A 13,685-nucleotide genomic window follows, 5' to 3' on the forward strand; every position below is an offset into this window, starting at 1 on the left:
GACATTTATAATCAATTTAAGTATGAAAAATTTTTTAATTAATACCGCTTTTATCGGCCTTTTATTATTACTTAATGATGTTTGGGGACAGAATGTCCAACAGACTACTCAAGAATATTCAACAAATATGTTGGAAGGTGAACTATGGTGGGGTGGTAATATTGTCGATGCAGATTTAATGCCTTTTGATTCCACTACAGATTTATCTCGCAATTTGAAGCTCCACAATAAAGGGAATCAATCACAACCTCTTTTATTATCAAATAGAGGTAGATTTATTTGGAGTGAGGATCCTATTCAATTCTCTATTAAAGAAGGTAAAATTACAGTTACTCCTGAAAAAGGAAAAAGCATTGAGTATGGACAGCAGGGTAGTAATCTCATAGAGGTGAAAGATTTTGTAACGCAAAAATTTTTCCCTTCAAATGGAAAAATCCCTCACGAATTTATGTTTACAGCGCCTCAATACAATACATGGATTGAGCTGATGTATAACCAAAATGAAAAAGATATTTTACAATATGCTCAAAATATTTTGGACAATGGATTCCCTCCAGGTGTGATTATGATCGATGATAACTGGCAAGAAGATTACGGTGACTGGAGATTTGACCCTCGCAAATTTGATGATCCCAAAGGTATGGTCAAAAAACTTCACGATATGGGATTCAAAGTGATGCTATGGGTATGTCCATTTGTTAGTGCTGATTCAGAAATATTCCGTTACTTGGCTGAAGAAGGTCTTTTAATCATGGATGGAGATGGTAACGGCAAACAAAACATTTTATGGGCAAATACTAAAAATAAGGCTGCCGTTCTTCGTTGGTGGAATGGTGCAAGTGCTGCTTTAGATTTATCCAACCCAGATGCTGAAGCTTGGTTTAAAGATAAATTAGATATTCTAGTAAACGATTATGGAATAGATGGTTTTAAATTTGATGCTGGAGATGTTCATCAGTATAAAGGCGATTTAATTTATAAAAATGGTGTATATCCATCCGATCAAACAGAAGGTTTTGCCCGATTAGGACTTCATTATGAATTTAATGAATACAGAGCAGCTTGGAAATCAGCTGGATTGCCACTTGCTCAACGCCTTAGAGATAAAGGTCATGAATGGGGAGATCTTGAAAAACTAGTACCTGGTATTCTTGTTCAAGGCATTTTAGGGTATAATTATGTATGTCCTGATATGATTGGTGGGGGACAGTATAGAACCTTCTTAAATGGAGCTTTAATAGATGAAGAATTGGTAGTTCGTTCTGCACAAGTACATGCACTTATGCCAATGATGCAGTTCTCTGCTGGACCATGGAGAGTATTGTCTGAAGAAAATTCAGCATACTGTAAAGATATGGCTATACTTCATGAGAAATATGCCGATTACATCATCAATTTAGCTCATGAGTCTTCTAAAACAGGAGAACCAATTATCAGACATTTGTCTTTTGAATTTCCTAATCAAGGTTTCGATACAATTGATGATCAATTCATGTTAGGAAAAGATATTCTTGTTGCTCCAGTAGTAAAGAAAGGACAAAGAGAACGTCAGGTGGTTTTACCAAAAGGAAAATGGAAAGATCAAAATGGTAAAACGTATAGAGGAGGAAAAACAATTACAGTGGATGCACCATTACATGTTCTTCCTTATTTTACAAAGGCTAAAACTTCATAATCATGCTAAGACAATTTGTAATTTTTAGTCTTTTATTAATGATCGGGGCACCTTCTTTTTCACAAGAGGTTCCCCCTCTTTATCCCTATTGGGGAGAATATAATAAGACGCCACTCATAGAAGTTCAGACACCGCTTTGGAAGGCTGAAGATCATGTGATTGATGGTTGGGATTGGTCATTTCCAAATCATATTAAGGCAATGCCTAAAGGTTTGATCTGTGTTAACCGCATATTCAATCCATTAAAACAACGAAAGAAAATTGATCAACTCCCAAATGCTTGGGAATATCAATTTCCGATTACCCCTGTAGTTTCCCACTGGGTGCAGTGGCATCATGTGGAAGCAGAAGAAGGAAAATATGACTTCAGTGTTCTAAAAGAGAATATTGAGCTTTGTGCAGAAAAAGGATATGGTTCTATTGTAAGACTACATAGTTCTGCAATTGATTTTGCTCCCGATTGGATTAAAAAATACAATATCCCAATTAGGACAGAACATAAGAAAAATCCCATGAAAACTAACTATGATGTGAGTCATCCTGAGTTTCACAAACGATATCTTGCACTTATTCAGGCTTTAGGTGATTCCGGAATTCCTCACATGAATGATGTTAAAGGTCTATTTGTAGGATATGCTTCTCCATCCAACGGAGATGAAGGTATAGGTCCTCACAATCAAAATCCTGACACTGTTCAACATGTCATTGAAAGGTTGGATCAATGGGCTAAAATCACAAAAGGTGTTGAAGAAAAAGTCTTTATGGGCGGTGTAAGTCAATATGGACTGAAAAAAGGTTTTGGAATTCGAAGAGGTTTTGTTGAAATGTATCTTTACAAGATCCCATCTGCTGAAATCGGGCAAAAAGTAAATAAAGAAGGGTACTTAATTGTCGATGAAGAAAATGAGATTATCAAAAATAATTCTTTTCATGGAGAAGAAAATGAAGAGTATGAAACAGTTTGGGCTACCTCAAAAAGAGGATACAGATTTGGACATTCAACCGACTCCTTCCCTTACCGCTATTTTAGTTCCAATCTTCGCTTATTACAAATGCGTTGTTCCTATGTTCTTTTTAATGAATTTACCCTTAACCCCGAAATGTTTGCTTGGGTTTCTGCTTCTTTAGGTAGAACTGTCAATGATGCTTTTGAAGGATGGTCCGTACTTAGAGAAAGTCGTTTAAAAAATCATTATGTACCAAACAAAAAGGTAAAAAACTTTGAGCGTTGGGTATATCAAAGAGATAGTAAAGGATATGAAACCACACCTGTTATAAAAATGAAACAACCTGTAAAAACTTGGTATGTAGATGAAGGTGATGATTATGATTATATCGGAAGAAAAGGCAATAAAATTGGTTTTAAAGTAGATGAAAAGCTTAAAAAAGAGCATAAAAAATGGGTTATAAAAGTAAGCTACTTTGATAATGGCAATGGTACATTTTCTTTAAAGTATGGTGAAAATAAAAAAGATATAAGTAATCCTGTGTCTGTTTCCAATACTGGTAAAATCAAAACTGCAACTTTCGTCATCTGGAATGGTATTGGTAAAAGCTCTGAAAATTTTGATTTAGAAATTATAGGAGATAATGATTTTGCTCCTGAGGTAAGTATGCTTAGAGCTATCAAATATTAAGTAGTAATAGAATAAATCATGAATTGTTAGAATTAACTTATTACCCACATTATTAAAGCAAACTGTTCTTTCATCATTTTACATACAAAAAGGAATTGATTTAATACTATTTTATTAAATCAATTCCTTTTTTATTGTGAAAATAAAATTATTAAAAAAGAATATAACTTAAAAAGCAGTTTGGGCTTTCTTCATTACTCCTTTTATTTCAGTTTTTTATAATTTGAAATGTTTCACCATTAGAAGTTTTAAGGTAATACAGTCCATTGCTCCAAGTTGAGGTGTCAATAATATACGGTTGATAGGCACTAACATTACCTGTAAAAATCACTTTTAGGTTCTGATCAAATACTGAAACATTAATATTTTTTTGTGATTCAATCTTCACTTCATTTTTAAAAGGATTTGGATAAAATTTACAAGTAGAAGAAAACTCTTTTGAATTTTTATTAGTGATACCATCATCGTTATTTGTTTCTTGAAGCTTAATAATACGAACAAAAAATATGGGTACTTCTTCTTCTGAATGAATCTCAAAATCAAAAGGTTGATTAGATATTTCTGTCTTGATATCGACCATAAAGGTAGCTGTCTTTACTAAATCTTGACCTGTGGTTGTAATACTTACATATTGTTCCCCCTTACTTGTATGATACACTAGTTTGAGATTACCTTTTACACCATCATAATAGGTTACTTTAATGGCTGATTCATATTCTTGACCATTAAAGAATCTATTATCAATATCAAAACCCATCTTCTTACCTTTTCTAGCGGTATATTCATAAGGTTTATTTTTATCAAGGCTCCATAATATTTTAGGAACAGGCACCTTCATACATGGTGTTGTTTCGTAACCTTCTTTATCTCTTTGATAGAGCCAACGTTCTATATTTTTTACCTCACCCTCATTAGAACTACCATCCTCATTTTTATTACTAAATGGGCTAATATACATCTCAGATAAAAGTGCCCAAGCATCTGGAGAATTATGAATATTTCTTGACAACCCCATTCCTACATACCATGTTAGAGTAGGATTTAGAGTTTTATCATCATGCATTACGTAATTACGACGCATTTGCATCATTCTAAATGAAGCGATATAATAGCGATATGGAAAAGATTCCTTCCAGCCGAATCTGTATTCATTATCATACTCTTCATTTTCATCACCAAATGGGAGGTTATTTTTAATGAAATTATTCTCTTCATCAATTTCCATGTAACGATCTTGATTAATAAAAATACCCAATTCAGGTGCATGCATCAAATTAGTATAAACCTCTATAAATCCGGATCTTGTACCTATCCCCATATCACCTGCATGATCGACAAAAGCATCTTTGTCATGTCCTACATACAGTAATTTATTTACATGATCACCAAACGCTTCACTCCAAACATTTAGACGTTCTTTTGAACGTTGTGCTATTACTTCTTCACTATATTGAGATTCTACATGATGGTTCGGAACGATATTATATTTTGTAAATTCTTCTCCTGCAGATGCTGAACGATAACACACATTGACTAGCTTAAGCTCTTCCATTTCCGGAATTCCACTATTACCTAATGCTCTTATAAAACGTAAATATCGAGAATGATACTCTTCATCCATGATATCCATATTTGTAATTAGATATTTGTTATCAATAGCCTTATGCATTGGTATTTTAGCAATTGGAAGATCATCCATCCAACGTGGAGCATTTTTTCTTTCTTCTAACCATTTAGGAATTGATTGTCCTTCGACAGGGTAAGAATCAATTTTCCATACCGAAGACAATAGTCTTAAAACAACTCCATCATGACCAACTACGCTCTCCTTTATTTTATTCTTAAGTAATTCGAAATCATAATTTCCTTCTGTTGGTTCAAGTTCATCCCATCTAACTAAAACTGATGCTAAGTTTTTACATGAAAATTCTGGAAGACTTAAATCTTTGTATTTAAAATATGCTTTATCATCTGCTTTTATATTTGGCGGTAAAGACCAGTCCCAGCCATCAATAATCTGACTTTCCTCTGACCAAGGCTGTGGGTATGGATAAGTTTGAGTTTGAAATTTACCCCAATATTTCCACAAATTCTCTCCATAATCTTCATATGATAATGTTAATGTAAAGCTTTTTAAGTACTCGTTACCCTCCTGTGATTTCACCTCTCCAAGACCGTTATAACTTACGTTGATTGTTGCAATATCCATTACATCAAGTGGTACCTCAATAGGTTGTTGAAGTTCTATTGCTAAGGTGGTGTCGTTAATTATATCAACATTTTTAAGAAGTTGGTTTACACCCTCTTTTTTAACCTCAAAGTGTTCTTTAAAGACTTGACCTTGGATTTTTTGAGTAGTAAATACATTAATTTTATCGGTTGAAGTAGCATCTAATTCCACTTTAGAAACAGAGAGCACCTCACCTATTTTGATGTAATCAAATTCTATATCACCAAAAAATGGCAAATTACTTGTCCCTACATCTATCTTGATTTCTTGAATATTTCCATGATTATTGCCATGAGTATTTTTCCATGATGTAATTAGTGGAGATAAATCAAATTGCACCTCTTCCCACTCATTAGAAACCGCATTGAATGTTGGATATAATCTCCAAGTTCCACTATCTCCATTTTTACCATAGATACCATCAATCTTTATTATCACAGTTAAACCAACTTTATCAAGTGTGTGCTGAGAGTTAACTTTATATTTTAGATAAACTATTGGTTGAGCAAAAACATCTTGATTTACATTTAAATACATCTTTGCTTTCCAGCTTTTATTCTCTTCTGAAATGTTGGCTTTTAATGTATTATCATGTGTTCTATCGGAAGTGATATTTTTAAATTCGATCCCATCTACAGGTTCCGTAAAATCATGAATAATTTTTTGAGAATATCCACTATTTACAAGAAAAAATAATAGTGAAAATATAATATGCTTTATTTTCATTTTAATCATACTTTTAGCTGATGATAAAAAATGCTCCAAAAAAATAAAAATTGAATCATTTAAAAAAACTTAGGAGCAATATATTGAGGTTTGATTTATTCTGATTTGAGTTTATTAACCAATAAGAAAAGCTATCCCAAAAAAGTGGGATAGCCTTTCGAAAATTGAATTGATTAATTTCTAATTACCTTGAACGTTTTACCATTTACATTTATGATATAGATCATTCTACTTGAGAAAGTAAATGGTATTACATTCAATGGGGAAGACGATTTTTTGAATAAAACTCTTCCGTTAAGATCTGTAATCACAACATCATAATTTGTAGCACCCGATAACTCTATTTGGTGTGCTAACACTTGAATTTTTATATTGGACAAATCATCTTGAATTGAAGTGATCTGACCATTTTTGATCGTAAATACAGCTGAAGCTGTTCCTGAATAATTATTATTATTAATTGTAGCTACAACATCATAAGTACCAATTTCAGTTGGTGCCGATTCTTTTCCATTATAAGTTATAGAAACATCAACTTCCTTATCTTCAGAGAGGGTATATGTTACTTCCTTTATGTTACCATCGTAGTTATGAGTTAAATTATCTAGGGTGATAATTAATGGTGCTTTTGCAATAGTAATCTCTACTTCTTCAGAACCTTTATGATCTTCTTGAGTTATAGTTACTATCATTCTATAGGTACCTGCATTAATCGGTTCTCCATCTGGATATGACACTTCGTAAGTCACATTTGCAGGCACAGTGGTAATTACAGGTTCTTGTTTTAGCTCATTGTAGACTAAATCTAATGAAGAAAATGAAATAGCTACTTCTACTACTTCTTTTATAACAATTACTGAATAGGTTATTGTAGATCCATTCTCTGCTGTTACAGTATAATCTACCGGATTAGTAAAATCTTGAACGACATTTGAATTTGGTATAACAGATGCAAAATCAGAGACTTTAATTATTGGAGTTAAAGCAGTAACAGATGATCCTGCTGGTAAAACTACATTAATCGTTTTCTCCTCTTCATTAATTATTGTTTCTCCATTAGTTATTTCAAAAGATATAATTTCCTTATTTGATGATAACGATTCTATAGTTAACTCACCACTTTTGATACCTTCATAATTATGATCGTTAATAGTAGCTACCACATCGTAAGTACCAATATCTACCGGTAATGTTTCACTTCCATTGTATGTTATAGATACATTTACGTCAACATTTGGTGATAATTTATAGCTCACTTCTTTACCTGATCCATCATATTTTTGCTTTAAGTGGTCAAGTATGATTTCTATTGGTGCTTTGGTTATTGTCAAATTGGTTTCAGAACTACCAATATATCCCGGTTCTGTGATTGTAGCAATTACTTTATAAGTACCAACATTAATTGCTTCTCCTTCTGGAAAAGAAAACTCGAAAGCGTAATCCTCTGGTGCTGTTACTACAGTTGGTGTTTGTGTTTGACCGTTATACACCACTGTGGTATTTTCAAAAGTAATTTCTGTTACTTCTTTTAATACTGCTACAGTGTAGTCTTGAGTTGAACCATCTTCTGCTGTAACAGTATAAATAACTGGTTGAGAAAAGTCTCTAATTTCATTTACTACAGATGCAAACTCAGATACTGTAATTACTGGTGTGATTGCAGTAATATCTGTAGTGATAGGTACAATTACTTCAATTAATTTATTTTCTTCATTAATGGTTGTTCTTCCATCAGGTAACTCGAATGAAGTGATTGCTTTTTCTGTTGAAAATGATAAATGCTCTACAGCAAAATCATCAAACCAATAGGTATTAGGGTTTTGTCCATGTTGTACATTCAATACTAAATAATGTGCATTTTTACCTCCCTCAGTATTTGAATGAATATTTGATGTTATAGATTGTTTTACAAATCCTTCCGTCATTCCTTCAGAAGTAAAAGTTCCGCCATTATCTACTTTTCCCAAAGTTTGGTTTGTAACATCAATATTGTCTTCATCATATGCTCTTACATCTAGCCACATTAGCCTATTGGTTTGTGGCTCATTAGCAGATTTCGTATGAAAAGTGTAAGTATATTTACCAATGCCTGTTGCTCCAATATCAAATGGATGTAATTTGAGGGTAACTCCAGAAGATGAATTTCCACCTTGTTCAGAATTATCAAGAATAATAGACTTGAACGCTTGAGAGTTATTTACGCCCTCACCTGCTACTAAACCACTATTCACAAAATCAAAATCAGTATTTCTATTCGATCCAGTGATAACCATACCCATAATCTCCCAGTTACCAGATCTATTCAAAGTCATTGGATCTTCATGTTCTAAATCAAAATTAGGAACTATTACTTTATTGGTTACTGTTACTACATACTCTTGTGATGAACCGTTTTCAGCTGTGACAGTATAAGTAATTGGATTTGTAAAATCTTGTGCAATACCAGAGTTTGGAGAAACTATAGCATTTTTTGAGACAGTAATTGTAGGTGCCAAATTAGTTAATTCCATATCTTGTGGCACTACAACATCAATCGTTTTATTTGTTTCATCGATGGTAGTCTTACCCCAATCAATATCAAAAGCTGTTATTGCTTTTTCTGAATAAATTGGTGTATACTGAAGCTCAAAATTATCGATCCAGTATTCATTATCAAATTTACCCATTTGCACATTCAAATCTAGATATTTTACTATGGGATTATCATTTTCATCTGGATTTATAATTGAAGTGATTGTCACTTTTGTATATTCTTCATCCATCTGATTATAGTCCACTGTACCTCCACGATCCACGACCGTTAGATAACTTGATGTAACATTCTTTCCATCTGCATCAAATGCCGATACAGTATTCCAATAAGGTGATGCAGTAGGTTTTTCCAGAGATTTTGACCAATAAGAGAACTCATACTTACCAGGTTGATCAATTTTTACTCTATTTAATAGTAATGAAACATGACTTGTTACACCACTTGTATTATGAGTTGCAATCTTTAGGGCTTGAGAATTATTTAATCCTTCTCCCTTTTTTAAACCACTATTAGCTACATTAAAAACAGTACCCACATTTGACCCTTGAATTTTTAACCCTGTTACAGAATAACGGTCATTTCCATCATATTGCATTGGTACGGGGCTTTCCAAATCCCAATTACGACCAGAACGCACACTAATTTCAGAGAACGAAACTGTTCCTTCATATGACTTACCTGTACCTACATAGATTTTAATTTGATCTACAAAACTATTGATATCTAGCGTTGGGTTTTGAGCTGCCCATGTATCTAATAAAGGAACTAAATCAATTTCAACAGATTTCCAAGTATCATCAGATGCATCCAAATTAGGGTAGATTCGCCAATTAGGAAAGCCACTGATATTCTTTGTTTCCTCACCATCTTTTGTAATTGTAATTGCTAAACCAATTTCTTTATTGACATCAAAAACACTTGGTTTATAATTGAAGCGAAGTACTGGTGAAATGGGAATTTCTTGGTTAACACCCAAATAAAGAATAGACTTCCATGAAGAATTTCCGTTGGTATTAAAGTTCAGTTTACCATCTACTAAATCTGTAGTAGCACTTGTTGTTGTGATGTTCGAAGGGACTTCTGTTCCCGAAAAATCATAGATTAAATCTGAAGCCTGAACGCTGTATACTCCCATTATTAAGAAGAGTAAACACAGTCCAATTTGTTTTAAAAAGTAGTTCTTAAATTTCATAATTCATAGTTTATTAAAACTCATTTCATATAATTTTTTCCGACTACAATTTTGTCCAAAATAGCTTTCTTATTAGGGCTTTTTAGTCCAAGTTGGTAAAATAAAAGTCCAAAACGACTTGTATAAACATCTTTAGCTGGTGAAGGAAGGTATATAAAGAAAAAAGTGATCTCTATATCAACGCTATATAAATATATCGTCGATACAGAAACCACTTTTTATAGATAGTCAATTATTTTGAATGAAAGTATTCTACTTCTTTAGTATAAAGTTTTTTTCTTCAAAATCTGAAGGGTTTACCCAGTTGGTTTTAGCTTTTGATGTCCCTTTCATATATTCTTCATAGAAATTCCAAGAGTCTTTATTTGCAAAAGGATAATTATCAAATATCTCACCTTTGCCAAACATTCTAGGATCATTCTGAGCAATAAGTTCTTTTTTAAGAAGCGTCTTTAATTCATTCATTTTTCCTTGGAAATTATCCTCTAAAGCCAAATTGTTTAAACAGTCAGGATCTTTCTCAATATCATACAATTCATATGCTCCTCGTTTTCCGAAAGATAAATCCCAATAGACACTATGACCATTTTGTCTTCTATCATTTAGGATCCAAGTTTTGGTTGGGCTTCCATCTGTATTGAGATATCCGGTTTCAGGATTTCCATGAGGATATCGGTCCGTTTCATAATTATGAAGAAACATAAAGTTGTCTTTTACAATTCCTCTAATTGGATAACCTTGATTGTTAGGTCTACCGATATCATGTCGTTCTTTACCTAGCAAAACAAAATCTCTTTCATATTTTTTTTCTTGATTAAAAATATCAGTCATTGACTTTCCTGTTATAGAAGCCATTTTACTCTCTTTTTCTGTAATCCCTGAGATTTCCAAAAAGGTAGGAGCAAAATCAATAAAACTCACAAAATCGTTCTCAATTCTACCTGGATTCTTAATTCCTTTAGGCCACATAATTGCCAATGGTAAGTGAGCAGCTCTTTCATATTCGGAACCTTTTACCCTCGGAAATGGCATACCATTATCTGATGTCACAACAATAATTGTATTATCAAGCTGTCCATTTTCTTCTAAAAGGGCAAGCATTTGCCCCAAGTGATCATCACTGTGTTCGATTTCAAATGCATAATCCAAAAGATCGTGTCTCACTGTATCATTGTCTGGCCAAAATTTATAAATTTCTTCTTTAGAAATATCAGATAGTTTTTTTCCTCCCTTATTTACCCCAGCTTTGAATTCATACCTTCTATGAGGTTCTCGTGATCCATACCAAAACATCCAAGGTTTGTTTTCAGTATTTTGAGATAGAAAATATTCAAAATTCTTGGCATAATCATCTGAGGACATTTGTTTAGCTGGAGGTGTCTTCTTGAATTTATTGTACGAATTTCCGGTTACTAACCTTGGCTTACCATTGATAGTTCCAGGGTCGCCTGGTCCCCAACCTTTACCACCATAACCAACATGATAGTTATGTTCTTCTAGAGTTTCCATGATGGTTTTAAATTTTTGAGGAAATACCATTGCATGGTTTCCTCCTTGCTCAAGTTGCCAAGAGTTTCTTCCTGTAAGTACTGCAGTTCTTGATGGTCCACACTTTGGGTTTGGAGTATAAGCGTTCATAAATAAAATTCCTTGATCTGCAATTCTATCGAATGCAGGAGTTTTTACAAACTTAGCACCATAGGCTCCCATATGAAGACCTGCATCATCTGCAATACAAAATAATATATTTGGCCTTTCTATTTTTTCAGGTTTTGAAGAACAAGAAATTAAACAGCTAATTCCTAACGTGAACATTAGGGTATATAAAAAAATCTTTTTCATTTCATTTTTAATTTTGTAATCACTTGCACAAAAATAGATACATTGGGTTTAGGTTTTATTCTATTTTAGTTCAAAAAGAGGGATTTTTTGTCCAAAAAAACATGCCTCACATAGAATAATATAAACTATGAAACCACACAAAAAGAATATGTGTGGTCTCAATGCTTAGGTCTACTTAATCAATGTATCTATTGTTTTTTATTATATTTTCTACTAGATAAATGTTGTCATTAACTGTCCGTAAATCATCCTATCAAAAACAACAGTTTTATTCTTATTTAATTACTTAAATGTTATTCTTGTATCTTTCATCTTTTGGAACGAAAGGATAATCTTTCTCTTCCACATGTTCTTCATCCATAATTTTGACTAATTCAGCTACTATTTCTGGATGTTGTGAAGCAATATTATTCTTTTCTTCCTTATCAGTATTTAGATCATATAATTCTACCCTTGTCTTATTAGGCTCATAACTATGCAATTGTACTGCTTTCCAATTTCCTTTACGAACTGCTTTTTTTCCACCTTGCTCATGAAATTCCCAATAAAGATGTTCGTGTGTTTTTTGTTCTTTACCAAATAATTCTGGCAAAAACGATATACCATCAATATTTTTTGGTTGATTTATTCCTGCTATCTCAGCAAAAGTTGGCATCACATCCCAGAAGGCAGATACATGTTCTGAAGTAGAATTCCCTTTTACTTTATTTGGCCATCGAACAATCATTGGCATTCTAATTCCTCCTTCATAAAGGTCTCTTTTTACTCCTCTTAATCCTCCAGAACTATTAAAGAATTCAGGATCTGCTCCACCTTCAATATGAGGTCCATTATCAGAAGAAAAGACAACGATTGTATTATCATCAATACCTAATTCTTTTAATTTTGCGAATACCTCTCCCACTTGAATATCTAACAAAGATACCATAGCAGCAAAAGTAGTACGAGGCTCAGGTTGCGAACAGTAGTACTTTACTTCAAAGTTTTCATCTCCATAATTCGCACCTGGTCTTTTGTCTACATGTGCAGTCTCTTCAAATTTACCTCTATATTTCATCATCAGTTCTCCCTCAGGCATAATCAGTTCAGCATGAGGAATTACATTAGGATAGTACATAAAGAAAGGTTTGTCTTTATTATCTTCTAAAAACTTTAAGGCTTGTTCATGAATTAAATCACCAGAATACGTAACCGTATTTTTAAAATCATTCCCCTCTAATAACACTTTTTGGTCATTATGCCATAAGTGTTTTGGGAAATAACGATGAGCTTCTCTTTGACAATTATAGCCGTAAAACTCATCAAATCCTTGATTATTGGGATCTCCTTCTGTACCAACAAAACCTAATCCCCACTTACCAAACGCACCTGTGGTATATCCATTTTGTTGTAACATCTCTGCCATTGTAAAGGCTTCTGCTCTTAAAGGATGTTGACCTTCAAGTTTATTTTCTCTATTGCCTCTAATTGGCGTATGACCAGTATGAAGACCTGTCAACAGTGCACTTCGAGAAGGGGCACAAACCGTACTTCCAGCGTAATGTTGGAAAAACAACATTCCTTCATTTGCCATCTTATCGATGTGGGGAGTCTCAATTTTACTTTGACCGTAACATCCCAAATCGCCATATCCAAGGTCGTCTGCTAGAATGTAAATAATATTGGGTCTCCTTTCTTCTTTTACTGCTTGTGCAGTATTATCTTTTGTTTTTTTAGCACATGAAAAAAACATTAATAGTGATAGAGTACTTATGATTAGTTTATTCATTTTCACATTTCATTAATATAAATCAAAATAACACTATCAAATGTAGGGTATTATTATTGAGTCAATGGGTCCTTTTTGTTCA

General features: G+C 33.1%; 6 protein-coding genes. 2 read left to right on the plus strand and 4 right to left on the minus strand.

The genetic code is table 11. From position 1 onward, the window contains the following. Window positions 1-22: 22 nt before the first annotated feature. Window positions 23-1,675: a glycoside hydrolase family 31 protein gene (locus MY04_RS26225; protein WP_066215932.1), complete on the plus strand. Its 1,653-nt coding sequence runs from the start codon at window positions 23-25 to the stop codon at window positions 1,673-1,675. Between the two features lie 2 nt (window positions 1,676-1,677). Continuing rightward, entirely contained in the window at window positions 1,678-3,312 is a 1,635-nt protein-coding gene (locus MY04_RS26230) for a hypothetical protein (protein WP_066215933.1), read from the plus strand. 208 nt (window positions 3,313-3,520) lie between these two features. On the opposite strand, the gene MY04_RS26235 is transcribed toward MY04_RS26230, so the two are convergent. From MY04_RS26235 to MY04_RS26250, 4 genes are all read right to left on the minus strand, one after another. Continuing rightward, window positions 3,521-6,268 carry a T9SS type A sorting domain-containing protein gene (locus tag MY04_RS26235; RefSeq protein WP_066215934.1) on the minus strand — a complete coding sequence of 916 codons (2,748 nt, stop codon included), beginning with the start codon at window positions 6,266-6,268 and terminating at the stop codon, window positions 3,521-3,523. A 173-nt stretch (window positions 6,269-6,441) separates the two neighbouring features. Next, a complete protein-coding gene (locus MY04_RS26240) occupies window positions 6,442-9,993 on the minus strand; it encodes an MBG domain-containing protein (RefSeq protein WP_158297929.1) in 3,552 nt (1,183 codons plus the stop codon). A 252-nt stretch (window positions 9,994-10,245) separates the two neighbouring features. Next, window positions 10,246-11,835, minus strand: a complete 1,590-nt coding sequence (locus tag MY04_RS26245) for a sulfatase family protein (protein WP_066215941.1) — start codon at window positions 11,833-11,835, stop codon at window positions 10,246-10,248. A gap of 286 nt (window positions 11,836-12,121) precedes the next feature. Next, window positions 12,122-13,603 (minus strand): arylsulfatase, encoded by a 1,482-nt coding sequence (locus tag MY04_RS26250; protein WP_066215944.1) that lies wholly within the window; start codon window positions 13,601-13,603, stop codon window positions 12,122-12,124. Window positions 13,604-13,685: the final 82 nt, after the last annotated feature.

The organism is Flammeovirga sp. MY04 (assembly GCF_001682195.2).
Classification (GTDB): Bacteria; Bacteroidota; Bacteroidia; order Cytophagales; family Flammeovirgaceae; genus Flammeovirga; species Flammeovirga yaeyamensis.

Coding starts and splice junctions, on each gene's coding strand:
- MY04_RS26225 (WP_066215932.1), top strand. CDS start 23: ATGAAAAATTTTTTAATTAATACCGCTTTTATCGGCCTTTTATTATTA.
- MY04_RS26230 (WP_066215933.1), top strand. CDS start 1,678: ATGCTAAGACAATTTGTAATTTTTAGTCTTTTATTAATGATCGGGGCA.
- MY04_RS26235 (WP_066215934.1), bottom strand. CDS start 6,268: ATGAAAATAAAGCATATTATATTTTCACTATTATTTTTTCTTGTAAAT.
- MY04_RS26240 (WP_158297929.1), bottom strand. CDS start 9,993: ATGAAATTTAAGAACTACTTTTTAAAACAAATTGGACTGTGTTTACTC.
- MY04_RS26245 (WP_066215941.1), bottom strand. CDS start 11,835: ATGAAAAAGATTTTTTTATATACCCTAATGTTCACGTTAGGAATTAGC.
- MY04_RS26250 (WP_066215944.1), bottom strand. CDS start 13,603: ATGAATAAACTAATCATAAGTACTCTATCACTATTAATGTTTTTTTCA.